Here is a 24,048-nt window from a genome sequence, read left to right on the forward strand (position 1 = left end):
ACAGTACGGTTGACCTCTTTTAGGGGGTAAAGCTAAGACCTTTTCTAGAATTAGGCAAGCCTTTCCACAGTAAGGCAAGGCTTTTCAGGTTTTAGTATTAAAGGAGCTACTGATGTCTCACACTATTTCTGCCCGGGTTTTCGCTGGCGCGTTGGCAGCAGCGACTGCCCTCAGCGTGGCTGCGTGTTCGTCCTCTGATGAAGCAAGCGTGGAGCAGTCGACAGCAGGGTCGGCAGAGGCCGGTAAGGAGTCTGCGAAGGAAGCCGCTTTCCCGCGCACCATCGAGACACTTGATGGTCAGGGCAACGCCAAAGAAATCACGATCGAGAAGAAACCGGAGCGCATCGTTTCTGTTTCTGTCACCTTGACCGGTGCTTTGGTGGCTCTCGACGCTCCCGTGGTCGGATCCGGCGGAGGTAACCCCAAGGCGCCGATGTTCGATGACGAAACCGGCTTTGGTACCTGGTGGGCTGACACCGCTAAGGAACGTGGCATCACTTCCACGCACACCGCAGGCAACCTGGACGCAGAGGCAGTTTTAGCGCTGGAGCCAGATCTGGTGATCATGTCGAACGTGGGGCAAGACAAGGGTTCTGACATCTATGATCAGCTTGCAGCGCTTGTGCCTGTCCAGGTCGTGGACTACTCCGACCAGTCGTGGGAAGAGACCACAAAGGAAGTCGCTCACGCCACTGGTTTGGACGACGCGGCCGACCAGATCATCGCAAACTATGAAAAGTCTGTTGCTGATGCCAAGGGCAAGCTCAACATCGAAGGGCCCGTGAACATCGTTTCCCTAAGCAAAGATACTGGCATGAACTTCTTCACCGAAGAGTCTGCTCAGGGTCGCATTTTTACCGACCTGGGTGTCGAACTTGCACTGCCTAAGGATGAGCTAGTGGGCAAGACCGCGCAGGGGACCGACCGCGGTGATATCAAGGGCGTGAACCCTGAGAACATTCCACTGGCGTTGGAAGGCCAATCCGTATTCGTTCTGAACTTAGGCGGTAAGGAACCTGCTGAACAGCAGGTACGCTCTAACCCAGCCCTAGCTCAGGCGCCGGCTGTGGCTAACGACCGTGTCTACGGCCTAGACGGCGAATTCTTCCGTATTGATGCCATTAGCGCTCAGGCTCTGGTGGATCACTTGGTAGAAACTTTTTAAACGGTGAGTCTTTCACATTCATGTATGTGGGGGCGATGGCTACGTCGATTAGCAATCGTTGTGGTCATTGCCTCCCTTCTTATTCTTGCTTGCGCAGTGAGCATGGTCGTTGGTGCTCGCGCCACTAGTCCAGGGGAAATCTTCCCTGGGTTGATAGGTGGCCTCCGCTACGCCACCGGCGCAGCTGAACTCACGGGTGCTGAAGGCGATCACATCACCATCTTGTTGGGTACACACCGCATTCCGCGTACCTTTCTTGCGCTCATCGCTGGTGTTGCTTTGGGGGCAGCCGGTGCTCTCATCCAGGGTTTTACCCGTAATCCGCTGGCGGAACCGGGCATTTTGGGCATAGCTGCAGGTGCCGCAGTCGCCATCGCTGGAGGCATTTCCTTGGGGGCGGTGTCTACTGCCACCGATTTTGTGGTGCCTGCGCTCATCGGGGCGGTGGCCGTGACAGCACTAGTGTTCGTCCTGGCGACTGCAGGGCCCACGGGTTCTAGCCCTCTGGCCTTCATCTTGTCGGGTATGGCGCTTTCGGCACTGCTCATGGCTATTGTGAACGCACTTGTCATTACCGATGACAGCGTGCTGGACGCGCTTCGTACCTGGGCCACTGGCTCCGTGGCAGGCCGAGATTTTAGCGTTGTGCGCGCTGCTCTTCCGTTGTGCATCGTAGGAGGGATCGCCGCCTGTCTGCTGGGGCCGGCAATGAATATCCTGGCACTTGGTGAAGAGACTGCTCATAGCCTAGGGGCTCCGGTTCAGGCCTACCGTATTTGCGGAGTTATTGTGATCGCGGTCCTTTCTGCAGCAGCCGTCGTAGCAGCAGGTCCCGTCAGCTTTGTCGGGCTGGCTGCACCGCACATGGCGCGAGTTATAACGGGTCATGATTATCGCGCCCTTATCCCGCTGTCCATGCTGGTCGGCGGATTCTTTACCCTCACCGCCGACATTCTGGGCCGGGTACTCGTAGCGCCCAGTGAGCTTCCCATGGGCGCTGTCCTCGCGCTGTGCGGCGTGCCAGTGTTCGTAGTCCTCGTTCGGCGGGGCCGTGTAGGAGGATTGATATGAGCACCACCGCCCAGTATTCACCGCGCATTCTCCGTGTAGGTGCGTGTGTGGTTCCCTTCAACGTCCGCCTCGTCGTAGGGATCCTTATCACCTTGGTGATTACAGTCCTCGTTGCCGTGTGGGCTCTGACCCAGGGCAGTTACTCGTTGACCATGGGCCAGGTCGCAGCGGTCTTCACCGGATCGGGAACCCATATCCAGCGCACCGTGGTCCTCGAGATGCGCCTGGGCCGAGTATTGGTAGCAATTGTTGTAGGTGCAGCTCTGGGATACGCCGGTGCTCTGACCCAGAACGTGGCCCGCAACGCCTTGGCCAGTCCGGACATCCTAGGTATCACGCAGGGTGCGTCCTTGGCAGCGGCCAGCACCATCATCTTTGCTGGAGCAGGAACTGGGGGCATTGTGGAAGCGAGTGCCTCTGGGCTTATGTCCACGGTTGGCGTACCCGGTGCCGCAATTCTGGGCGCAGTAATCACCGCGTTGGTGGTGTGGTTGGTGTCCGGGGCGCCGAAAAGTTCCATGATCCACGTGGTTCTCATCGGAGTCGCGGCATCCATCTTCTTCTCAGCGGCAACAACCTGGATTCTGGCGTACGCCCAGCTTGACAGGGCTGCCTCAGCCCGCATGTGGTTGACTGGCTCTCTCAACGGACGTGACTTTAATCATCTATGGATCCCACTGGCAGTAGTTCTGTGCGCGGTCGCAGCAGCAGGCTGGATTGCGTTCCAACTCGCGGCACTTACTCTTGGGGAAACTACCGCCACAGTTCTGGGACTTCGAGTCCGCCGGGTGCAACTAGTGCACCTGCTTACCGCAGTCGTTCTCACCGCAGTGGCTGTAGCTGCCACAGGGCCGATTGGGTTCATCGCTTTTGTTTGCCCACACCTGGCGCGGATGCTGGCGAACACTCCGGCTCCGCCGTTACTTTTTTCGGCCGTCCTCGGCGGGTGTGTCCTTCTGATCGCCGATCAAGTCGCACGCGTAGTTCTACCGTGGGAGTTGCCGGTCGGCGTAGTCACATCCGTGGTGGGGGCGCCCTTCTTGTTGTACATGATTATTCGAACTCGACGATTGGAGTCGATCTAGTGGACGCCCTGTTCAATACCCGGAACTTAAGCGTGGGGTATGGCAACACCACCATCATCGACCGACTTAACCTCTGTATCGCAACCGGAGAAGTTACTACACTCATTGGGCCCAACGGATGCGGGAAATCTACCCTCCTCAAAGCGATGAGCGCTCTGCTTGGGCATACCGGCACCCTCGAATTCTTAGGCCGTCCTCTTGAACAGTGGGGCCGCAAAGAACGAGCTCGCGCACTGACCTTGCTCCCGCAGTCACCTGTCGCACCTGGTGGATTAACCGTGGCTCAGCTGATTTCTCGTGGCCGCCACCCGTATCAGAATTGGTTAGCCCAATGGTCTGACCAGGATAGTGACGTGGTCAATCATGCTATGGAGATCACGGGTGTGGGACACCTGGCTAGTCGGCAGCTCGCAGACCTTTCCGGTGGGCAACGCCAGCGGGTATGGATCGCCATGGCAATCGCCCAAGACACTCCCGCATTGCTTCTCGACGAACCGACCACTTTCCTCGACCTGGCGACCTCAGTGGACGTGCTACGTTTGGTCCGTGAACTCTGCGATACGCAGGGCCGTTCTGTAGTCATGGTATTACATGATCTCAACCTGGCGGGCCGGTTCTCCGACCGCCTCATCCTGCTCAATGCAGAGGGCTCTGTGGCCGCAAGCGGAAAACCAGAAGACGTCCTCACCGAGGAACTCCTTCGCGAAGTGTTCAGCTTGGACGCCATCGTGGTCAAGGATCCTGTCAGTGGCGGTCCCTTAGTGTTGCCACGTTAGAACGGCAGGTGATTCCGCAGCCAGGCGGCTAGGTTAGGGCCGTTATTCTGAACGCCCCAGATGATGAGCGCCAGGAGCACACCCACCACGCCTAGACCTGCCACCGCAGCAAGGCCGCCTTCGGAGCTGCCAGGCTCGGCGTCGGGGGCCTCGCCAGCGTCGTCTGGCTGCTCATCTGGCTGCACCGGCGGCTTCGGTGTGTCGGGTTTCTCCTGCTTGCCAGGCTCCTCGACCTTAGTGTTGCCCTTGGAGATCGTGACTTTATCCACCACGTATGGGGTGTTCACGTTGTACGTCGTCAGTGTGAGTGAGTCCGCGGTGACCTCAACGTTCGTGAAATCCGGGTTGTAATCCTGACGCCACCGCGCGGTCGAGGGGTGCGCGAGGTCCCGGGCGCGTTCCTCGCGGATGCGGGGGTAGGTCTGGCCGTCGTTGCCCTGGAAATCGTAGTACTTCCCGCCGCCGGCAGTCGTGGAGGTGACGTACAGGACCTGGCCGTCAGTGGGGTGGAGGACGTCGCCGGCCTGTGCGGGTTCAGCCGAGGTGACGGGTGTGGTGCCCTCCATGAGGTGGGTGCGGGTGTAAATGTGGTCGTGCCCGTTGAGGACCAGGTCAACGCCGGCCGCCGAAAGCGCTGGGGCAAGTTCATCGCGCAGGCGGACAACTTCTGCGTCGGTGTAGTGAGTGCCCTGGGAAAACAGGGCGTGGTGGAAACCAACAATGATCCAGTCGGCTTTCGCGCCGTGTTGGCTGGTGACGTCGTTGACGTATTCGATGTGCTGCGCGATATCTGCGCTGGTGTTGCGGTTAGAGTCCAGGCCGATGAACAGGACATTGTTGTATTCGAAGTAGTAGTTCGCGGAATTGTCTTGTTCGTTCGGCAGGAAGAAAGCATCCTCGAAGTGCTTGTGCGGGGTCACCCCGTACGTCTCATGGTTGCCTTTGAGCACGCCCAGGCGTTTCGAGCGGACCTCGTCGGGGGAGAGGAAACCTTCGTACTGGGCCAGCGGGTCGCCCCACCCTTCGACCTGGTCGCCTAAATGCATGATGAAGGAAGCATCCGGGTGTTCAGCGGTTGCAGTTTCGAGGGCCTTGTCCCAGTTGGCGGTTTGTTCTGCTACCCGCGTGCCCACGCCAATCTGGGCGTCGGCAAGCGCCAGGAAGTTCCAGGAATCATCAAAGTCACCGGTGGTAAACGTGAACTCGCCCGAGGTCGCCCCCTGGCCGTCGGTGATGCGGTACGTGTAGGACGTATTCGCGGACAGCCCCGTCATGGTGGCTTCCTGCGGGTAGAACACGGCAGCGTTGTACGCGCCCTGCGTTGCGGCAACGGTGGTGACCGAGCCTGGATTATCGGAGGGCCAGTACTCCAGGTACTGTGGGCCCGAGGTGCGCGACTGCCACGCCACATTAGCCTCAGTCTCGTCCGCCCCGATTCCCAGCACAATGCGGCTGACGGGCGCCGATTGCGCAACCGCCACCGTGGACTGGGTTAAAGCTACCGACGACGCCACAACGGCAACCAACGCCGCCCGCCGCACACTACGAAAACGAGGTTTAGGTGATGCAATAGTCATAGTCCAGAATCCCACCAGAGCCCCCTTACAGCGCATGAAAGTGCTGGTTAACGGCGTATGAATTTTATTCAAAGAGTTGCTTCCCCGCGTTGCGGACTCTTTCGGGGCGGTCCAAGTTTAAGTATCATGAGCACTTCGAAGAATCCAGTAACACGCCGCACCGCACTCCAGGCAGCTGCAGCAGGTGCGGCAACCGTCGGCCTGGGGGTAGGGGTAGCCACGGCTATCGACGGCACCCGCCACGAATCCACCCCAGCGCACCCAACCACCGCGGACAACTGGGGTCTGCCGTTCCTCCACGGCGTGGCTTCGGGTGACCCGCTGCCGGATTCGGTCATCCTGTGGACTCGCATCACCCCGGACCGCGACGCCCTGCCTGGTTCTGGTCTGGGCGAATCCGTGGAGGTGGAGTGGCAAATCTCAGAGGACGAATCCTTCGCAGCGCCGCGAACGGGGCGGGTGCGGGCGTCGGCAAGCACCGATCACACCGTCCACGTTGACCCCGAGCAGCTGCGCCCGAACACCGTCTACTACTACCGGTTTATCGTGCGCTCCGGCGAGCATTCGGGTGCAATCTCCCCGGTGGGACGCACCCTGACCGCACCCGCACCCGACGAAGACAACCAGGAATTACGGTTCGCCGTCGCCTCGTGCGCCAACTGGGAATCCGGTTACTTCGCCGCCTACCGCGACATGGCGCAGCGCGCCCGCGCCGGGGAAATCGACCACGTGGTCTTCCTCGGCGACTACATCTACGAGTACGCAACCGGCGAATACGCCGGCAAGAGTGGGGTCGCGCGCATGCACCACCCGGAATGGGAAATCACCACGCTCGAGGATTACCGCGTGCGCTACGGCCGCTACCGCACCGACCTCAACCTGCAGGCAGCCCACGCCGCGTGCCCTTGGATCGTGGTGTGGGATGACCACGAGACAGCCAACAATTCCTGGCGCGGCGGCGCTGAAAACCACACCGAAGGCCGGGTCGAAGGCGACTGGAATTCCCGCCGCGACGCCGCCATGCAGGCCTATTTCGAATGGTTGCCGGTGCGCTCCCAATCGCTTTCCGACGAACGCCGCATCTACCGCAACCTCCAATTCGGAAAGTTAGCCCAACTGACCATCATGGACCTGCGCAGTTACCGCGATCAAGAGACCAGCAGCGACCGCTTCCAGGAGGCATCGCGCACGATGCTGGGTTCGGAACAGTACGCCTGGCTAGTGGACCAATTACGCACCTCTGAGACGACGTGGGACGTGCTGGGCAATTCCGTGATGATCTCCCCGATGAAGTTGTTCACCCAGCCGGGACGCGACGACATCAATACCGCCATCGGGTTCATCAAGGAGCGCTCGACTGGTATTGCTGTGAATTCGGACCAGTGGGACGGTTACGCCGTGGAGCGCGACCGCCTGCTCACTGTTCTCGACGAACTGGGCTCCCAAGTACTGTTCCTCACCGGCGACATTCACTCCGAATGGGCGAACTCCGTGTCCTCCACGTTTGGGGAGATCGGCTGCGAACTCGTGTGTACCTCTATTTCCGCGCCGAACGTGGATGAGATTATGACCACCGCTTTTGGAACGTATCGCCCGGAAGATAACTCCACTTCACTAACCGTCGAGGACATCATCCGCACGAACAACCCGTGGGTCAAGCACATTGACTTCGACGCCCACGGCTACGGCGTAGCCGTCATCACTCCGACTGCTGTGGACATGCAGTTCTACAGAGTCTCGGACGTCGAAGACCCGGACGCCACCGTGGGGTTGGCGCTGGAGAAACGGTGGGAAGTAGGTAAAGGTTTCGTGGCCTAGGGGCTAAGAAAACGCCCGAGGGCCTTGGTCTATGAGACCAAGGCCCTCGCTTTTATGGTGTGGACGAGTACCTAGCGGAACTTAACGTTTAGCATGTTCTGTGCGTCGGAAATCGCTTTCTGAATGGCGCGCATGGATACTGCTGACCTGCAGGTTTACCTCCCGCACAGGTGCTGCGTGCACTTTCGCGAGCAAACCGATCAGCAGAGGCAGAGCGACGATAAGCGGGACGCCGATACCGAGCGCAAGCCCCACGTTGAAGGTGCCCTCCTCTGGTTTCGGTTGCGGGGCAGGGGTAGGGGACAGCTCGACCGGCCCCTCGATTATGGATAAATTGCAGAGTCACTAGTGGATAAATCCAAGAGTCAGTTGTGGATAAATCCAAGAGTCACTAGCAAATTTGTCCATCATTCACTAGCCTGAACCATATGGGAGAGTACATTTCACGCTTGGTCGATGCTGAGGTTGAGCGAGGGCTGTCCACCTCTGGGGCACTTATTTTGAAAGGTCCCAGGGCTTGCGGGAAGACGAGGACGGCTAAGCAGTTCGCCCGGTCGCTGATCCAGCTTGATCGCGATAACCCGGAAACTGCAGCAGCGCGTATGCAACCATCTCTTGGGCTAATTGGGGAAAAGCCTCGTCTCATTGATGAATGGCAGGTTGTGCTTTCAATCTGGAATGAGGTTCGCCACGCCGTCGACGACGCGGGTGAAAAGGGCCAATTCATCCTGACGGGGTCTGCTACCCCTGATGAGGTAGCTCATCGTCATTCTGGGGCTGGTCGGATTCGTAGCGTTGTAATGCGAACATTAAGTCTGGCAGAAAGAGGCGTTGATGCGGACCAGGTTTCGTTAGCCGGAATAGTCAATAGTGCCCAGCGCGCTACTGCTGGCACTCAGCTTTCAGTCCCGGATTACGCCAATTTGATTGTGGCAGGTGGATTTCCAGAGTTTTATAAGTTTGATCCGATCGATGCGCAGGAAGCGTTGGAATCGTACCTCTTAGAAATGAGTGAGCACGACTATCCAGATATCGGCGGCCCCCGCCGGGATCCGCGACGGTTCCACAATTTCCTGACCGCATATGCAGGGCTTATTGCTCAGCCTGCCACGGCTGCAGCTATCCGGCGACGGATAGGAGAACTCAGCGGAGCATTAGGGGTCCCCGCGGCAGAAACTGTCAATGCTCTGCACGATTTTGCGGTCCGGCTATTCCTCGTCGAGGATCAGCCTGCATGGTCTCCGGAAGTACGATCGAAGACCACACTCGTGCAGTTGCCAAAACGTCACCTGGCGGACCCAGCACTGGCAGCGGCGCTTTTAGGCATCGGCCCGGATTATTTACTTCAAGATCTGGAAACGCTCGGAATATTCTTTGAGTCTTTGGTTGTCCACGATCTGCGTATTTACGCGCAGCATTTGCGTGCTCGGGGCGTCTACCATTTACGTGATATGAAAGGCCGCGAGGAAATCGACACCATTGTCGAGCTGCGCGACGGGCGCTGGGTCGGGGTTGAAGTGAAGCTGTCCCACACAGCCGTCGACTCCGCTGCCGCGAATTTACTGTCCATCGCCGCGAAAATTGTCCCACCCGCGGCGGCGCTCATTGTTGTTGTGCCCACTGGCCCCGCATTCCAGCGCCCCGATGGTGTGTGGGTGGTCCCGTTGGCGTCGTTAGCCCCCTAAATGCCTGCGGGCCTGGGCGGTTTATCGCCCAAGCCCACAGTGCTGCCACCTAGTCGATGTGATTCGGACGCGCTGGTGGCACCAGCGGGACCGGGCTGTACTCTGCGCGCAGGTTACGCAGTACCTGGGCGTGCTCGGCTAGCTTGATGTCGTCCTCGGTGACGGGGACGAATTCGCGGGCAGGCAGCGTGTGTCCGTCTAGATCCAGCGCGATGTAGGAGACGGTCGCGTGGATGGCGGTCTCTAGTTCGGCCCGTCCGCGGTGAGCGTCGCCGGCGCGGACGTGGATGGACATCTGCATGGAGCGGGCGTCGGTACGCATCATGCGGGCATCTACTTCAATGAGGTCACCGATGGAGATCGGCTGGTAGAAGCGGATGCCACCGGCGTAGACGGCGACGGTGCGTTCGCCGGCCCACTCCATGGAGCAGGCCAGCCCGGCTTCGTCGATCCATTCCATTGCGTTACCGCCGTGGACCTTGCCGCCCCAGTTGGCGTCGGTCGGTTTTGCCAGGAAGCGGGTAATAATGCGCGGTGCGTAGGTTTCGCCGTCGTAAGACTGCTTTTCCATCTCTTCTTCGATGGCTTTGCGTAGCTGGATGCGGCCTTCGGCGGCCTTCCACACGCGGTGTTCCTCGGGGGTTTCCGGGGTGAAAGTGGGCACTGGGGTGCTGCGCCCTGTGGCGGTGTCCTTGGCCACGAAGATAACCAGGCAGTCGCAGGCGCGGGTGAAGATGCCTTCGCGCGGGTCAGCGGAGAGCACCTCGTTGACGATGTGCATGGAGGACCGGCCGGTCATCGCGATCCGCGAGCGCACCTCGACGATGTGCCCGGAGGGGATAGGACGGGTGAAGTGGATATGGCCCACGTAGGCGGTCACGCAGTATTTACCGGACCATTGGGTGGCACACGCGTAGGCGGCCTTGTCAATCCATTGCAGTACGCGCCCGCCGCTCACGCCTTGTGCGCCGTGCATAATCACGTCCGTCGGGGACGCCATGAAGCGCAGGGTAACTTCGGGTGATTTCAATTGCTCCTGGGTTTGTTGAGTCACACCAGCTATCGTAGCGCTATGGCTAAAAACGATCCTGTCCTCACCCGTGCTGCCGTCCTGGAGATTGCGGATTGGATCCGTGACCCGGAAGCTCATCCGCAGCCACCACGCCCATTGCTTGCCGACGCCGTCCGGCGGACCGCCCGCGCGGTCGAAGCAGAGGCGCCGGGCCATACCGTTGAGTTGCGGGTCCCACCCTTCGTGGCGGTGCAGTGTGTCGAAGGGCCACGGCATACGCGCGGTACGCCACCGAACGTGGTGGAGATGAGTCCGCGCACCTGGTTGCAGATTGCGTGTGGAATTGTCGGTTTCGATGCGGCTGTGGCCGACGGCAGGGTGGACGCATCGGGGTCGCGGGCGGGTGAAGTGGCGCGTGCGGTGCCCGTCGTGAAGCTGGAGCCGTAAGTCTGCTGCGGGGGTGATGTCTTTTCTTACATAGGTTTTCGCAGTACACTGCGAGACGTGATCGAGAAGGCTTCGCTTGAAGAGCGGGATCCAGGGGAAGAGTGTGGCGTATTTGGGGTCTGGGCCCCGGGGGAGGACGTCGCTAAATTAACGTACTTTGGGCTTTTTGCCCTCCAGCATCGTGGACAAGAAGGCGCTGGTATTGGCGTGGGCAACGGTGACCGGATTGTTGTGTATAAGGATGAAGGGCTGGTCTCCCAAGTTTTTGACGAGGCCCTCCTCAACGCCTTCGACGGTGACATCGCGGTCGGCCATACCCGTTACACCACCGCCGGCCCGGGTGATTGGGGAAATATTCAGCCCATTTTCACCACGGCTGTCAACGGCACCGATATTGCGGTGGGCCACAACGGAAACCTGGTCAACGTGAACCACATGCGCAGCCTGGTGGATGCCCCCGAAGAGGGCTCCGACACCACGGTTCTCACGCATCTTCTAGCCTCCCGGATGGAGGGGGAGAAGACACTTGGCGACGCCGCCAAGGAAGTCCTTCCCGAAATCCGCGGGGCTTTTTGCCTGGTTATGACCGACGGCAACACCCTGTACGCCGCCCGCGATACCGCAGGCGTGCGCCCGCTCGCCCTGGGCCGCCTGGAGCGGGGCTGGGTTGTCGCGTCCGAGACGTGCGCGCTCGACTTGGTCGGTGCTTCGTACGTGCGCGACATTGAGCCCGGCGAGATTGTGACTATCGACGCCTCCGGTGTCCGCTCCGAAATCTTTGGCAAGCCAAAGCGTGCCGCCTGTGTCTTCGAGCATGTTTACCTGGCCCGCCCGGACTCCGTGGTCGATGGCCGTTCTGTGCAGGCTGCCCGCATCGCAATCGGGCGTGCCTTGGCTCGCGAGCATCCCGCTGAAGCAGACATGGTCATGCCCGTGCCCGAGTCCGGAAACCCGGCGGCTGTTGGTTACGCCCAGGAATCCGGGATTCCGTTTGGCCATGGCGTTGTGAAGAATACGTACGTGGGACGAACCTTCATCCAACCGACGCAGAGCCTGCGTCAACAGGGCATTCGCCTGAAGTTGAACCCGCTGCGCCACCAGATTGAAGGCAAGCGTCTGGTGGTCGTGGACGATTCCATCGTGCGTGGCAACACGCAGCGTGCCCTGATCCGTATGCTGCGCGAGGCCGGCGCGGCCGAGGTCCACGTGCGCATCGCCTCCCCGCCAGTGAAGTGGCCGTGCTTCTACGGCGTGGACTTTGCCACCCCGGGCGAACTCATCGCGAACGTGGGCGATGCGTTCACTGAGGAAGAAGCAGTAGCCGCCATTTGTACGGGCATTGGCGCGGATTCGTTGGGCTTTGTCTCACACGAGGCGATGGTGGAATCCACCGAGCAGCCTGCCGAATCCTTGTGCACGGCCTGCTTCAGTGGCCACTACCCGCTGGGCCTGCCGGACAATAGTCCAAGCGCAGAGATTGTTGCCCGCCTCCAAGCTAATTAGTCTCCGGTACAAACCGTAACGTAAAGGAATAACAAGACAACCATGAGCGAAAATACTGCGTCGTACGCTGCAGCCGGTGTTGATATCGAAGCCGGTGACCAAGCCGTTGACCTGATTAAGCCCCTGGCTGCCGCAGCCACCCGCCCGGAGGTCCGTGGCGGTCTAGGCGGTTTTGCTGGCCTCTTTGCTTTGGGCAAGTACAAGGAACCCCTGCTGGCCGCAGGTTCCGACGGCGTGGGTACGAAGCTGGCCGTCGCGCAGGCCATGGACAAGCACGACACGATCGGTATCGACCTGGTCGCAATGTGCGTCGACGACCTCGTCGTGTGTGGCGCGGAACCGTTGTTCCTCCAGGACTACATCGCAGTGGGTAAGGTCGTGCCCGAGCACATCGCCCAGATCGTGTCCGGCATCGCTGAGGGCTGCAAGCAGGCAGGTGCCGCGCTTCTTGGCGGGGAAACCGCTGAGCACCCGGGTGTCATGGAGCCAGGCGACTATGACGTGTCCGCTACCGCGGTCGGCGTCGTAGAGGCCGACGAGCTACTTGGCCCCGACAAGGTCCGTCCCGGCGATGTCCTCATCGGCATGCGCGCCTCGGGCCTACACTCCAACGGCTACTCGCTGGCTCGCTATGTTCTTTTGGAGAAGGCTGGTTTGCCTCTCGACGGCCACGTGGAGGAACTGGGACGCACCCTCGGTGAGGAACTCCTCGAGCCGACCCGCATCTACGCCAAGGACTGCCTTGCACTCGCTGCCGAATGCGACATCTCCACCTTCTGCCATGTCACCGGTGGCGGTTTGGCCGGCAACTTGGCGCGCGTGATCCCGAACGGCCTGCAGGCCACGGTTAATCGTGGCGCGTGGACGCCACACCAGATCTTCCGCACCATCGAATCCGTGGGATCCGTCCCGCAGGAGGAGATGGAAAAGACCTTCAACATGGGTATTGGCATGGTGGCCGTCGTCGGGCATCAGGACCGTGACCGTGCGCTTGCGATGCTGGCTGCCCGCCACATCGATGCCGTGGAAATCGGCGCAGTCGAAGAAGCACCGGAGGGCGATAGCACGAAGGTTGTTATGCAGGGCTTCCACCCCGGCTACTAGGACGGTTAAAAAAGTCCACCTACTGCGTACAGTAGGTGGACTTTTTAAGTAATTAAAGACTATGCCTGGCGGGCGTTAGCCTCGCCTTCGTCGTCCCAGTCGTCGTACGCATCGTTGTAGTGAGCGTACTGTGCGTAGGGATCGTCATCGTATTCGTCATAGTCGTCGGAGTGGCTGGTCGGAGCCTTTCCGGCGAGCTCACGCTGCAGAGAATCCAAATCCATTTCCGGAGTGTGGTACTTCAAACGGCGTGCAACTTTGGTCTGTTTTGCCTTCGCGCGACCGCGACCCATGGCGATGACCCCCTTGAGGTTTGAGGATGTCCAGGGCATTCAGACATCCCATCGGCTGTACGTTCTTGTATATTCCTGCCACACACCATAGCCTGTTTTTCCAAACTTTGTTACTCCGACCCCCATAAAAAGCTATTTGTGCAGGTCGACGGAGTGAATCGGCGGGCGGGAACGGCGATGGTGGGAACGCCCCCACCATTTCCGGTCAAGGGCGCGGGGTGGTCCCGCGTAGCTTCGCGATCGCTTCACGCCCGGCCAACGACTGTTCGTCGCCGGCGATCGAATCCTTATCGACGGCCACGGCAACATTGCCCACCGCCAAACCTTCGGAGTCCAACGCGGAACGCTTCATCAGGGCTAGGGCGATGGGGCCGTAGTCGACGTCGTGAACCACTGTTCCGATACGCCCCACAGCACGTTTTGCGCCCGCGGCGGTGATGTCGCTTCCCGGCACGGTCTCGTCCGGTGCCGAACCGTCCAGGTGGAGGAGAACCAGCAGGCGTGGGGAGCGGCCTAGGTTTTCCACGCGGGCAACTGTCTCTTGGCCGCGGTAACAGCCCTTTTCCAGGTGGACCGCGCCGACGCGATCCGCGCGGCCAATCAAGTGTGGGACCTCATGGGGGATGGACTTGCCGTCAAGGTCGGCGCCCAGTTCTGGTTCCAGAGCTTTGACGCGTTCCGCGGTGTAGGCCATGAGCCCGGCCAGGGAGCACCCCGCGGCTTCCAGCGCGCGGACCGCGGCGCCAAGTTCGTCGCGGGGGACAAAGTAATCCCGGCGGGCTGGCCCGTTCCATTCGACTGCGCGGGAAAAGCCGGCTGGGAGTTCGGTCAGTTCTTCCGCGGATCCCAGTACCGTGAGGGTGCCCAAGTCCGTGGGGTCGATGTCGACCTTCGACCAGAAAACCATCTTCCGTAAGAAATCCAGCAGGGTTGCTGCCTGGGTTGCTGGTGTGTCGAGGTAGAAGGTGTCGTCGATAAGCGAAATGCGCATCTGGTGCAGGATATGTCCCTGGATATCCAAGTCGAGGGCGGCTGCGGTGTCGCCGGGGCGCAGCGTGTCTAACTTTTGGGAGAGCAGATTATTAAGGAACGTGGGCGCGTCCTCCCCGGTGATTGCCATGACCGCGCGGTGGGAACGATCCACGACGATCGGCCCGCGGTCGAGGGCCCGTTGCTCTTCTAAGGGGGCGCCATAATGCCAGGCCACGCCGCGGCAATCTAAGGGTGCTAGCTGCGGGGCTTCGGCTAGAGCGGTGACTGCGCCACGGCGTTGTAGAAGGGGGGATGAATAGTTTTCGGGGGTAGGGAAAGTCATGTTTTCAGTCACGCTTCGATATATACGCGGTTTTAGGGGCATAATCCAGGGTATGGCTTCTTTTGGTTCGCGCACCCCAGATCCTGTCATCATTATTGTTGAACCGTTTGGAGGTTCGACCCGGCAGCACAACCCCAACCTGCCGTTCATCTTTGGCGATGACGCCGCCGTTACCCGCGGCGATGGGATCTTCGAAACCCTGCTTGTGGCCGGCGGCCATGTTGCGAACTTCGACCGGCACTTCGCGCGCTTCACCAGCTCCGCCAAGCGCCTAGGGTTGCCGGCGCCCCAGCTCGAGTCGTGGAAGAAAGCCAGCGCAGAGGCTGTCGAAGCATGGCAGGCCACATTCCCCGGCATGAGCCCAGGCGACGTCCCACCGGCAAAGTGCGTGTGGACGTACAGTCGCGGGCGCGCTGCCACGGGGCTGCCCACCGCGTGGATCACCATCAACCCCATCGCCCCGGAAGTCCTTGAGCAGCGCGAATCGGGGATCGCCGTCATGACGGGGCCCCGTGGCATCGACCCCCAGGCTGATGCTTCCGTACCATGGGCGATGAGCAGCGCAAAGACCCTCAACTACGCCACCAATATGGCAGCTCTGCGGTACGCCAAATCACAAGGTTTTGATGATTTCATTTTCACCGATTCCAACCCCGATAATCCCCGCGTGCTGGAGGGAGCGACCTCGACCGTGGTCATCGCGAAGAAGAATGGGCGGCTGCGCACCCCGTCGACAGGGGCGGACGTCCTGAAGGGAACCACGCAGGCTGCGCTCTTTGAAGCCGCTCAGGAAGCTGGGTGGAAAGTCAAAGAAAAGACAATCTACTTAAGCGACCTCTACAACGCCGAGTCCGTGTGGTTGGTCTCATCAGTGCGCATGGGCGCGCGCGTCACCCGCCTCAACGACACCGTCTTGCCCGAACCGGACAACGCCGCCGAAATCCAGGAGCTGATCACGAAGGCGCTGCAGGCATAAAAAATGCTTCTCGACGCCCATCCGGATGGGCGTCGAGAAGCGAGAAAAGTTGCGGTGTTTTAGCCAACCACACGCGTGAGTTCGGCCGACATGCGTGGGTGCGAGGTGCCGTCAACGACGCGCTCATCAACCCAACCGAGGTGGTTATTCGGCATGAGGCCGTAAAGGCGCTTGCCCGGACCCAACGTTGCGGGGCCGGTCTCCGTGACCATGGTCGACGCTGCTTCGAGCTCCCATGCGCGCTCGTTCATTGGCTTGCCGTAGAAAATTTCCACAACGCCCGTGGAGTGGGTGCAGATGAACTCGATATTGTCCTTCAGATCAATCCGCCAGAAGCCGGATTCGCGCTGATCCAGACCGGCAGGTTTGCCTTCATCATCTAACTTCCAGATGCGGGACTCGTAGGTGAGGTAATTCTCGCCATCGTGGGCAAACGTAATCTGCTGGCCGAAGGCGTACTGGCCGTCCTCGGCGGTATCGGCCTGGCCCTCGCCACGCCATACGCCAACGAGCGGGAGGAGGGCGAGCAGCCCGTCGTGCAGGTTCGGGCCCTGGCGCAGGTTCGCGGTATCGCCGGTAACAGGAAGGTCCTCCAACTGGGGGATATTCCGCGAGGAGGTGCTCTTCGACTGCTCGGCAGCTAAGTTCACTGCCTCGTTGCCGCTCAAGGAAGGCTTGCCCGCGGCAGCAGCATCGCCGGGGGTGTCCGGGCTGGGGGCAGCCGATGGGCTGAAGTTGTCTACATTGTCAGATTCTTTGTTTTCACTCATGTCTTTTAGGGTACATGCCCGGTAAGGTGTGGTGCGTGCGTGTACTTATGGTGTCAAACCCGAACTCAACGGGTTCCGTGGCAAGCGATCCAGCGCTTGCCCGGCGCGTGATCCCGATTCTGCAACGCGTACAAGGTATCCGCCTGCGCAGCGTATTCACCCACCACGCAGGCCACGCCGCGGAACTGGTCCGGGGGCTGACCACCGAAGACTATGACGTGCTGCTTGTCGCCGGGGGTGATGGCACCGTCAACGAGGTCATTAACGGACTGCTCGGGCCAGTGGACACGTGGACGCCGCAGCATCGCGACACCCTGCCGGCCCTTGCGATTTTGCCGACGGGTTCGGCCAACGTGTTCGCCCGGGCACTTGGGTTCCGGCTCGACCCGATTATTGCGGCCCAGCAGGTTGCTGGTCTCTTGCGCGGGGGAGTGCGCCGCACGCTGTGCCTGGGGACATGGGATAACCACTGGTTTTCCTGCAACGCTGGCATGGGGATTGATGCCGAGGTTATCCGCCGCGTCGACAGGGTGCGTGAGCGTGGTTTTAAGGCCACACCGCTGCGCTACCTCAAGGTTTCCTTGGAAGCGTGGGTGAAAAATCAGTTCGGGCCATCGTCGATAAGCATGGAAGCGCACCTGGCAACTTATGCTGACAGTGGGCCGCAGACAGTGACTCTTGGCGAGTTGCCGCTGTTGTTTGTGTCGAACACGAATCCGTGGACGTTCCTCGGGCCGCTGCCGGTGGTGACGAACCCGGGTAATTCCTTTGACAAGGGGCTGAGCGCTTTCGGGCTGAGTAGCCTGCGTGGCGTCGGGGGTGTGGCCGGGCTGTTGCACCTTATTGGTGTGGGACGCAACCGCTGGTTCGAGCGCTTCATTCACAGGCGCACGGTGGAACTTGATGACCTCGCATCCGTCACCCTGACGTGCGATAAACCCGAGTCGTTCCAGGTAGACGGCGAATTTATCGGCACGATGAGCCAAGTGCGGTTGGGCTACAAACCCGACGCGCTGACTGTGGTGGCACCGCAGGATCGGTGGGTACTCTCTGCGCAGGCGCCACAGTCCATTGCGATGGCAACGCGAGATTTGGTGCTGCGGGAAAGCCGCACACTGACTAATTAAGTGCGGCCGGCCAGGCCAGCAGTCGGCAGCGTGTCCTAGTTCGCTGAGTTTTCGCGGTATTCGGAGGAATCGAACTCTGACGACCGGGTTGTTTCCACCGGCGTGAGATTGTGCGTATTGATGACAACGTTGCGGGCCTGCGCCTCAAAGTAAATGGAACCGCCTTGCAGCGAAACGCGCAGGGCCCGGCCTCCCAGCGGAAGTTTGTGCGTATCGATCTTCCAGGTGAAAGCTGTGCGGGCGGCGTCTTCTTTGCCGGTAGGGACGTCGATGAGCGTGGTCGGGGTCATGCGGAACAGGGAACCTTCCAGACGCAGCTCAACCAGAACGGAGACGGGTTCTGCGAAACCCTCCGGGGTGCCGGTCAGCAGTGCCTCCGCGGAGGTGCCTCCCGAGGGGGAAATGTTCTTCGGGTGCGCGATGTCTAGGTCCGTCATCCCGAGCTGCGCGCCCAGGGCCACGCCGTCGAAGCTCACGCGCCGGGTAATCAGGGTGGCGGGAGCATCCTCGATAGCGCCAGCGAGTACCTGCTCGGGGGTAAGTTGCACCTCGACTGCTTCGGTGCGGGCGTTGACCAGGCCGAATTCGGGCAGGTCAACGTCGCGTGAATCCACGGAGATGAACGGTACTTCGCCAGTAATCAGGGCCTGTGTAAAGGGGGTTCCGCCGAAGTACACGGCGGGGTTGACTTCCAGGTTGCCGTATTCGGCGACGGTATGGGAAAGATTGCGTTCCGCGCGGACGGCAAATGCGGTGTCCGTCATTGCGCCGACGGCTACAACACCGGCTATGACGCCGGCGGTCACGATGAGACCGCGACGGGGTTTACGGTTTCTTTCCTGCACGAGTGCTCAGTCTAGCGGTCGCACGCGGTCCGCGTAGTCGCTAGGGTGGGCCTATGGAAATAACGCGTACACAATTAGAACCGAACCACGTTGAAGAGATCCTAGAGATCGCCCGCAGGGCTCAGGAAGAAGATGGAGTGGCTCCACTGTCGGAGCAGTTCCTGGTAGGGCTTGACGACGCCACCCTGAAGCATTCCCACCTGGTAGCCCAGCAGGCTGGCCGCATTATTGGTGTGGCGGCAGTGGATGCGGGGAAGCCGCAAACTGCAGAGTTGGTCGTGGACCCCCAGTTCCGCCGGGAAGGCGCTGGCAGTGCACTTCTCAAAGAGCTTGGCGATACTCCAGTGTGGGCACACGGTGACCTTCCGGAGGCTCAAGAGTTGGCGCGCGCGACGGGGCGCAGCGCTGGCCGCACTCTGCTGGTCATGGAGATTAAGGACCCCGATCTGGCCGACGTCACCGAGGTCGCGGAACTTCCAGAGAATTACTTCCTTACTGATTTAACCCAGGCGGAGCAGCGTTGGGACGTGGCCTGGGTCCTGGACCAATGGTTGGGCGCTAATAATGAGGCGTTTGACTGGCACCCGGAGCAGGGGGGTTGGGATCACGAGCGCCTCGAGCGCGCGCTGCATGCCCCGTGGTTCCGCGCGACCGATGTGCTCTTCCTGTGGCATTTTGATAGCGACGGCGCACCCCACCTAGCGGGCTTCCACTGGACGAAGTGGCACACCACCGACGTGACTGAGGGCACGGGGTACGGCGAGGTCTACGTCATTGGTTTGGCGAGTGATTTCCGGGGCAAGCAGCTGGGCGACCCTTTGCTCCGCGCCGGCCTGCATCACCTGTACCAGCGTGGTGCGCGCAAGATTATTTTGTACGTTGAGGATGACAACGAGCCTGCCGTGAAGGCGTATAAGCGTTTGGGCTTCGAGGTTGCGGAGAATCACGTGGTCTACGAGGTTTCCGATGCAGCTAAGGATGCTGATAAGGAATAAGGCCCAGGGTTTTCTCCCTAGCCTCCAATAGAATAAGCTTAGCCATACCTAAATCAGTTTCGGCGGGACTTCAGGATGCCCGCCCCTCTACAAGGAGAACACCTAGGTATGACAAAGCTTGGCGCATGGCGGGTGACACTTGCCACCACCGCAACCCTAGCGCTCGTGGGCGCTGGTCTTCCGGTGGCGCACGCTGCTGATAGCACCCTGACCGCGAACACGCCACAGATCGCCGCCACGGAAGCCCCGGGCTGCACGGCGGTAGAGAATCCGAAGAAGCAGGACCTTGACGTAAAATTCGAGGTCCTCGGCCCATCCGAGATTAACCCCGGCCAAGACCTGCACTACAAGCTCCGGGGCGAAGGCTACAACCCAGGCACAACACCAGGCGCCACGAACGGTTTCTACCTGGTCCTCGCACCGACCTCGGTGTGGCGCCTGGGCATGTGCAACACGATGACCGGCGACGGCGATTCCCTCCAAGCGCAGTGGATCACCCCAGCACAGCTCAACCGCCAGGGCGGAAAGTTCGACATCGACTTCACCATCAAGGCCGATTCTTTAAGCCCCGGCAAGACGTACACCTTGGGCATCATGGCAGCCCACGGCTTGGCGCTCACCGAGCGCTACTTCGACCGCGGCATCACAATCAAGGTGCCCGAAACGGCCACGAGCGGTGTCCCGGACGCGACTGCAGTAGCCGGGAATGCCACGAAAACTCCCAAAGGGCTTATCGACGTCGACGTGACCTGGAACTATCCCGAGACCGTCCCCGGCACGTCCTGGCGAGTGGCCATGCAGTGCGTAGAAAACTGCGTGAGCACCAGGCCCCGCACGATTGACCTCGCCCAATCCGACCGGCGTTCCTACACGTTCACAGACTCCGACGCCGGCGTCTACGTCGCGTCTGTCACCGCAAGCAGGACTATCGACGGCAGCGTTGTCTCCTCCCACGCGGTAGAATCGGAACGCTTCATCGTCGGTGACGTCCAAGCACCCGTCAGCCGGAAACTAGAGGTCACCGGTGGCACTACGGACGCGGGCGAGTACGTCAAGCCGGGTACACAGGTTACGGTCACCCCGGATAGTGCGCCCGGCAAGAAGTTGGAACGCTGGGACGTACCAGGCGTTACTGACGCGGTGACCGACCCGGCCACCGGGGCACTGACGTTCCCCATGCCTGACGCACCCGTCCACGCGAAGGCCGTCTACGCCGACCGCGGCCGATTGAGCCTGCCTGCGACCGTACACCCCGGCGAGCGCATTGAACTGGTTGCCGAAGATCTTCTCCCCGGCGAGGATGTGACCTTTGCCCTAGGCCGTCGGGCTGCAGCTAAAAAGCTCGGCACCGTCACCGCTGACGCCACCGGTCGAGCAACAATGCCATTTACCGTTCCAGCTGATGCCGTGCCCGGAGGCCTTACCGTCAGCGCGTACCTCACCGGCTACGAGCGTGAAGCCACGCTGACCATTGTGAAGCCGGAGAGCCCACAGACTCCAGAACCTAGTGAGCCTTCTGCACCGCACGCGTCTGAGGAATCCATGCCCACCTGGGCTGTAGCGGTACTGTCTGTCATATCGACATTGGCCGCCGTGATTCTAGGAATCGGTCTGAACTCCCCGGTCTTCAAGGCTGCCCTCAATAAGTTCGTACACCCCTAATCCCAAAAAAAGAAGGCGGGCTAGTTTACCAGAACTAGCCCGCCTTCAGCGTACGGGTGCCTTAGCCCGGCAGGTGCAAGAACGCTGCCGCCACCGTGTGAAGCGAGGCGAACGCACCCAAGATGGTGGCGATCACGCCGAGCACGATGGCTGCGATTGTGCCCGGCTGAAGGTCGTTAGGTGCGGGTTGCGCCCCCGGTACCTTCACAACAGTCGAGGTTCCGTCAGTAAACGTGATACGAAGTTCGCCGTTTTCGGTTGCCTTCACCTCGCTGATACCACGACCAGCTTGGCCATCCTTTCCGTCCTGTCCATTTTTGCCTGCTGGCCCCACTGGGCCAGCAGGGCCCGCCTGGCCTGGGGTTCCCGGTGCTCCTGCGGCGCCTGGCTCGCCAGGCGTACCTTGTGGGCCCTGCGGCCCCTGCGCGCCGGGTTGGCCGTTTTCACCCGTGACCTTGCCCAAGTCCTTGGTGGTGCCGTCCGTGAATTCGACGATGAGGTGGCCGGTGGTGGCGTCGATAGTAAAGTCTTTGACCTGCAGACCTGCCGAGGGGGCTGGCTCCGGTGCAGGAGCGGGTGCCGGTGCGGGGGCTTCCTGTAGGGCCAGCGTCACGGTGATAGGGTCCGGCTTCTTCTGGGATTCCCACGGGGTTTCAGCTGTGTAGAACCAGGATCGGACAGACTTCACCACAACATCAATGAACTCCGCTGGCCACGAATCTTCGCGGCCCTGGTAAGCCCGGCCTTCGAATTCGGGGGTGATGGAAATGGTCGCTGAATTGCCGTCGGCCGTGACGGTTGCGTTCTTGAAGGTGGCGACGGGCACCCGGCGGGGATCGCCAGAATTGTCAGACGGCGAGTATGGGTCGGTCGAAGAGGCTTCTGCGGAAAGAGATCCGGAGCCATCGGCGGCTACGTCGAGCGTGAAGTTCGAGAGCTTAATCGTCTGCGCTTCGTTGATGGTGTAGGTGATTGACCCAGTCCAGGCCACGTGTGCGCTCTTCGTGGCAGGGTCGAACCAACCTGCGGCTTTGGTCAGTTTGATGGTGCCCAGGCTCGGCTCGTACTCGTCTTCTGGAACGATCGAGGCACCTTCGCCCTGTGCGGTAGCTTCCCACGCCAGTTGCGCGCGCTTGCTGAAGCCCCATTCCAACGGTGCGGGTTCTGCCGGGTTGACCTGCTTCGCACCAGCGGGCGCTGCCTGTGCAGCAGAGGTTACAGCGGTGTTAGCGCTTTCGGCGGCAAGAGCCGTGTGGGCGGGGAGTACCTGCAGGGTCAAAGAGGTGGCCAGAATTCCTGCAAGAAGACGTGCCTTCCTGCGGTTTCCGTGCAGTGTGGACATGCTTTCTATCCTTTACATCCAAAGTGCGGAAAATATCCGGGCAATTATATAACAAAGGTCAGGCTACCCTAATAACCACTTCGGGGGCTTGACGGGACTCAAGATGGGTCACCGGAAATCATGGGCGCAATCCCACAATGATTGACCTAAATATCCGCTCAAGTTCACTTTAAATTCACCATTCATTGGTTGCGGGTTCCCTTTGTGCCTATAGCTTCACATCTTGTGAGTCTCACGCGAGCACACTTTCCCGTTGTGTGCATCAAACGGCCGTGGACTCTGGACATGTTTTTAAGGGTTAAACCTTCAGGAAGGGTTCATAGTGACTTTCAACGTTAAGCGCTCCGCAAGCCTGGTCGGCGCAATCGCCATCGCATCCGTCGGCCTGGTTGCTTGCCAGGAAGAGGGTTCTAGCAATGGCTCCACAGGTGCGTCCGGCTCCAACGACACCGCAGCTGTCGAGGGCCTGTCTGGTGCAACCGGCCAGCTTGTCGCTGAGGGCGCATCGTCCCAGCAGAACGCCATGGACTACTTCGGCACTCAGTACACTGCAGCCGTCGACGGCGCGAACCTGGCCTACAACGCTTCCGGTTCCGGCTCTGGCCGCCAGAACTTCATCGGCGGCCAGGTCATGTTCGCTGGTTCCGACTCTCCGCTGAAGGAAGACCAGGTACAGCCAGCAGCAGACCGTTGTGGCGGCTCCGAAGCATGGCACCTGCCATTCGTCATCGGCCCAGTTGCCATCGCCTACAACCTTGAGGGCGTCGAGGGCCTGAACCTGGGTACCGACACCGTTGCAAAGATCTTCAAGGGTGAGATCACCAAGTGGAACGACCCAGAGATAGCTGCAGCTAACGAAGGCGTCGACCTGCCAGATACTGACATCTCCGTCGTCTACCGCTCTGACGAGTCCGGTACCTCCGACAACTTCCAGAAGTTCCTCAACGCTTCCCACCCAGAGCTGTGGGAGACCACTGGCCAGCAGTTCCCACAAAACGTTGGTGCAGGCGCAAACGGCTCCAACGGTGTCGCAACCGAAACCTCCAACATTGACGGCGCAATCACCTATGTGGAGTCCGGCTTCGCACAGCAGTCCGGCCTGGGCATTGCAAACCTGGACTTCGGCTCGGGCCCAGTCGAACTCAACCCAGAGTCCGTTGGCGTCGCACTGGACAACCTCACCTTCAAGGAAGAGGGCCACAACATGGTCGTCGATTCCGACGCCCTGTTCTCCATGACCACCGATGGCGCATACCCACTGGTCCTGACCACCTACGAGATCGTCTGCTCCGACTACTCCGGAACCAGCGATGGAGAGAACACCGCCAACCTGGTCAAGGACTTCCTGACCGTTGCACTGAACTCCCAGGATGACAACCTGGCGCAGCTGGGTTACATCCCGGTCACCGGCACCCACGCTGACCGCCTGAAGGCAGCCGTCGAGGCCATTAAGTAAGAACCCGCGAACTCCTTGAGAGTT

At 60.4% G+C, this 24,048-nt stretch carries 21 protein-coding genes; 14 read left to right on the forward strand and 7 right to left on the reverse strand.

Going from position 1 to position 24,048, the window contains the following annotated elements; genetic code table 11:
- Positions 1-112: 112 nt before the first annotated feature.
- From fepB to ATK06_RS05550, 4 genes are read left to right on the forward strand one after another with little or no spacing between them, the layout of a single operon-like run.
- A complete protein-coding gene (gene fepB, locus ATK06_RS05535; RefSeq protein WP_098388980.1) occupies positions 113-1,165 on the forward strand; it encodes a Fe2+-enterobactin ABC transporter substrate-binding protein in 1,053 nt (350 codons plus the stop codon).
- A 24-nt stretch (positions 1,166-1,189) separates the two neighbouring features.
- The gene (locus ATK06_RS05540; protein ID WP_048380755.1) at positions 1,190-2,236 is read left to right on the forward strand and encodes a FecCD family ABC transporter permease; all 1,047 of its coding nucleotides are present in this window, start codon (positions 1,190-1,192) and stop codon (positions 2,234-2,236) included.
- Complete coding sequence (locus ATK06_RS05545) at positions 2,233-3,321, forward strand: FecCD family ABC transporter permease (protein WP_048380752.1); 1,089 nt, start codon at positions 2,233-2,235, stop codon at positions 3,319-3,321. Before ATK06_RS05540 ends, ATK06_RS05545 begins: the two co-directional genes overlap by 4 nt.
- Positions 3,321-4,097, forward strand: coding sequence for an ABC transporter ATP-binding protein (locus tag ATK06_RS05550; protein ID WP_231913545.1), 777 nt, complete (start codon positions 3,321-3,323; stop codon positions 4,095-4,097). The genes ATK06_RS05545 and ATK06_RS05550 overlap by 1 nt, the downstream gene beginning before the upstream one ends.
- On the opposite strand, the gene ATK06_RS05555 is transcribed toward ATK06_RS05550, so the two are convergent.
- Positions 4,094-5,674 carry a purple acid phosphatase family protein gene (locus tag ATK06_RS05555; RefSeq protein ID WP_169916252.1) on the reverse strand — a complete coding sequence of 527 codons (1,581 nt, stop codon included), beginning with the start codon at positions 5,672-5,674 and terminating at the stop codon, positions 4,094-4,096. The genes ATK06_RS05550 and ATK06_RS05555 overlap by 4 nt on opposite strands.
- 126 nt (positions 5,675-5,800) lie before the next feature.
- Here ATK06_RS05555 and ATK06_RS05560 point away from each other — a divergent pair, with 126 nt between their 5' ends.
- Positions 5,801-7,492 (forward strand): alkaline phosphatase D family protein, encoded by a 1,692-nt coding sequence (locus ATK06_RS05560; protein WP_098388982.1) that lies wholly within the window; start codon positions 5,801-5,803, stop codon positions 7,490-7,492.
- 428 nt (positions 7,493-7,920) lie between these two features.
- Complete coding sequence (locus ATK06_RS05570) at positions 7,921-9,177, forward strand: ATP-binding protein (protein ID WP_098388984.1); 1,257 nt, start codon at positions 7,921-7,923, stop codon at positions 9,175-9,177.
- A gap of 49 nt (positions 9,178-9,226) precedes the next feature.
- On the opposite strand, the gene ATK06_RS05575 is transcribed toward ATK06_RS05570, so the two are convergent.
- Positions 9,227-10,177: an acyl-CoA thioesterase gene (locus tag ATK06_RS05575; RefSeq protein ID WP_172607466.1), complete on the reverse strand. Its 951-nt coding sequence runs from the start codon at positions 10,175-10,177 to the stop codon at positions 9,227-9,229.
- A gap of 72 nt (positions 10,178-10,249) precedes the next feature.
- On the opposite strand from ATK06_RS05575, the gene ATK06_RS05580 reads away from it, so the two are divergent.
- Genes ATK06_RS05580 through purM form a run of 3 tightly spaced genes read left to right on the forward strand, consistent with a single transcriptional unit; the run spans position 10,250 to position 13,243 of the window.
- A complete protein-coding gene (locus ATK06_RS05580) occupies positions 10,250-10,636 on the forward strand; it encodes a sterol carrier family protein (protein ID WP_048380745.1) in 387 nt (128 codons plus the stop codon).
- A 57-nt stretch (positions 10,637-10,693) separates the two neighbouring features.
- Positions 10,694-12,139: an amidophosphoribosyltransferase gene (gene purF, locus ATK06_RS05585; RefSeq protein ID WP_231913544.1), complete on the forward strand. Its 1,446-nt coding sequence runs from the start codon at positions 10,694-10,696 to the stop codon at positions 12,137-12,139.
- A 42-nt stretch (positions 12,140-12,181) separates the two neighbouring features.
- Positions 12,182-13,243, forward strand: a complete 1,062-nt coding sequence (gene purM / locus ATK06_RS05590) for a phosphoribosylformylglycinamidine cyclo-ligase (protein WP_048380743.1) — start codon at positions 12,182-12,184, stop codon at positions 13,241-13,243.
- A gap of 59 nt (positions 13,244-13,302) precedes the next feature.
- On the opposite strand, the gene ATK06_RS05595 is transcribed toward purM, so the two are convergent.
- Both ATK06_RS05595 and ygfZ read right to left on the reverse strand, forming a co-directional pair.
- Positions 13,303-13,536 carry a DUF3073 domain-containing protein gene (locus ATK06_RS05595; RefSeq protein ID WP_048381061.1) on the reverse strand — a complete coding sequence of 78 codons (234 nt, stop codon included), beginning with the start codon at positions 13,534-13,536 and terminating at the stop codon, positions 13,303-13,305.
- 205 nt (positions 13,537-13,741) lie between these two features.
- Entirely contained in the window at positions 13,742-14,851 is a 1,110-nt protein-coding gene (gene ygfZ / locus ATK06_RS05600) for a CAF17-like 4Fe-4S cluster assembly/insertion protein YgfZ (RefSeq protein WP_098389404.1), read from the reverse strand.
- A gap of 52 nt (positions 14,852-14,903) precedes the next feature.
- Here ygfZ and ATK06_RS05605 point away from each other — a divergent pair, with 52 nt between their 5' ends.
- The gene (locus ATK06_RS05605; protein ID WP_048380741.1) at positions 14,904-15,827 is read left to right on the forward strand and encodes an aminodeoxychorismate lyase; all 924 of its coding nucleotides are present in this window, start codon (positions 14,904-14,906) and stop codon (positions 15,825-15,827) included.
- Between the two features lie 59 nt (positions 15,828-15,886).
- Here ATK06_RS05605 and ATK06_RS05610 read toward each other — a convergent pair whose 3' ends face one another.
- Entirely contained in the window at positions 15,887-16,597 is a 711-nt protein-coding gene (locus ATK06_RS05610) for a heme-binding beta-barrel domain-containing protein (protein ID WP_048380738.1), read from the reverse strand.
- A gap of 35 nt (positions 16,598-16,632) precedes the next feature.
- Here ATK06_RS05610 and ATK06_RS05615 point away from each other — a divergent pair, with 35 nt between their 5' ends.
- Positions 16,633-17,724, forward strand: a complete 1,092-nt coding sequence (locus ATK06_RS05615; protein ID WP_048380736.1) for a diacylglycerol/lipid kinase family protein — start codon at positions 16,633-16,635, stop codon at positions 17,722-17,724.
- A gap of 35 nt (positions 17,725-17,759) precedes the next feature.
- Here ATK06_RS05615 and ATK06_RS05620 read toward each other — a convergent pair whose 3' ends face one another.
- Complete coding sequence (locus tag ATK06_RS05620) at positions 17,760-18,569, reverse strand: LmeA family phospholipid-binding protein (RefSeq protein WP_231913542.1); 810 nt, start codon at positions 18,567-18,569, stop codon at positions 17,760-17,762.
- Between the two features lie 53 nt (positions 18,570-18,622).
- Here ATK06_RS05620 and mshD point away from each other — a divergent pair, with 53 nt between their 5' ends.
- Positions 18,623-19,564 carry a mycothiol synthase gene (gene mshD, locus ATK06_RS05625; RefSeq protein WP_098388987.1) on the forward strand — a complete coding sequence of 314 codons (942 nt, stop codon included), beginning with the start codon at positions 18,623-18,625 and terminating at the stop codon, positions 19,562-19,564.
- Between the two features lie 108 nt (positions 19,565-19,672).
- Positions 19,673-21,226, forward strand: a complete 1,554-nt coding sequence (locus ATK06_RS05630) for an InlB B-repeat-containing protein (protein ID WP_048380734.1) — start codon at positions 19,673-19,675, stop codon at positions 21,224-21,226.
- 61 nt (positions 21,227-21,287) lie between these two features.
- Here ATK06_RS05630 and ATK06_RS11440 read toward each other — a convergent pair whose 3' ends face one another.
- Complete coding sequence (locus ATK06_RS11440; protein WP_098388988.1) at positions 21,288-22,568, reverse strand: HtaA domain-containing protein; 1,281 nt, start codon at positions 22,566-22,568, stop codon at positions 21,288-21,290.
- Positions 22,569-22,890: 322 nt separating this feature from the next.
- On the opposite strand from ATK06_RS11440, the gene pstS reads away from it, so the two are divergent.
- On the forward strand, positions 22,891-24,024 hold the full coding sequence (gene pstS, locus ATK06_RS05640) for a phosphate ABC transporter substrate-binding protein PstS (RefSeq protein WP_048380726.1): 1,134 nt from the start codon (positions 22,891-22,893) through the stop codon (positions 24,022-24,024).
- The last annotated feature ends 24 nt before the right edge of the window (positions 24,025-24,048 follow it).

The organism is Corynebacterium renale, assembly GCF_002563965.1.
Classification (GTDB): domain Bacteria; phylum Actinomycetota; class Actinomycetes; order Mycobacteriales; family Mycobacteriaceae; genus Corynebacterium; species Corynebacterium renale.

Bases quoted from the DNA above. Each gene is read 5' to 3' on its own strand.
- ATK06_RS05575 (WP_172607466.1), bottom strand. From the start codon at position 10,177: ATGGCGTCCCCGACGGACGTGATTATGCACGGCGCACAAGGCGTGAGC.
- ATK06_RS05555 (WP_169916252.1), bottom strand. From the start codon at position 5,674: ATGACTATTGCATCACCTAAACCTCGTTTTCGTAGTGTGCGGCGGGCG.
- ATK06_RS05545 (WP_048380752.1), top strand. From the start codon at position 2,233: ATGAGCACCACCGCCCAGTATTCACCGCGCATTCTCCGTGTAGGTGCG.
- ATK06_RS05560 (WP_098388982.1), top strand. From the start codon at position 5,801: ATGAGCACTTCGAAGAATCCAGTAACACGCCGCACCGCACTCCAGGCA.
- ATK06_RS05605 (WP_048380741.1), top strand. From the start codon at position 14,904: ATGGCTTCTTTTGGTTCGCGCACCCCAGATCCTGTCATCATTATTGTT.
- ATK06_RS05540 (WP_048380755.1), top strand. From the start codon at position 1,190: ATGTGGGGGCGATGGCTACGTCGATTAGCAATCGTTGTGGTCATTGCC.
- ATK06_RS05580 (WP_048380745.1), top strand. From the start codon at position 10,250: ATGGCTAAAAACGATCCTGTCCTCACCCGTGCTGCCGTCCTGGAGATT.
- mshD (WP_098388987.1), top strand. From the start codon at position 18,623: ATGGAAATAACGCGTACACAATTAGAACCGAACCACGTTGAAGAGATC.
- ATK06_RS05570 (WP_098388984.1), top strand. From the start codon at position 7,921: ATGGGAGAGTACATTTCACGCTTGGTCGATGCTGAGGTTGAGCGAGGG.
- ATK06_RS05595 (WP_048381061.1), bottom strand. From the start codon at position 13,536: ATGGGTCGCGGTCGCGCGAAGGCAAAACAGACCAAAGTTGCACGCCGT.
- ATK06_RS05610 (WP_048380738.1), bottom strand. From the start codon at position 16,597: ATGAGTGAAAACAAAGAATCTGACAATGTAGACAACTTCAGCCCATCG.
- ygfZ (WP_098389404.1), bottom strand. From the start codon at position 14,851: ATGACTTTCCCTACCCCCGAAAACTATTCATCCCCCCTTCTACAACGC.
- ATK06_RS11440 (WP_098388988.1), bottom strand. From the start codon at position 22,568: ATGTCCACACTGCACGGAAACCGCAGGAAGGCACGTCTTCTTGCAGGA.
- fepB (WP_098388980.1), top strand. From the start codon at position 113: ATGTCTCACACTATTTCTGCCCGGGTTTTCGCTGGCGCGTTGGCAGCA.
- purM (WP_048380743.1), top strand. From the start codon at position 12,182: ATGAGCGAAAATACTGCGTCGTACGCTGCAGCCGGTGTTGATATCGAA.
- ATK06_RS05630 (WP_048380734.1), top strand. From the start codon at position 19,673: ATGACAAAGCTTGGCGCATGGCGGGTGACACTTGCCACCACCGCAACC.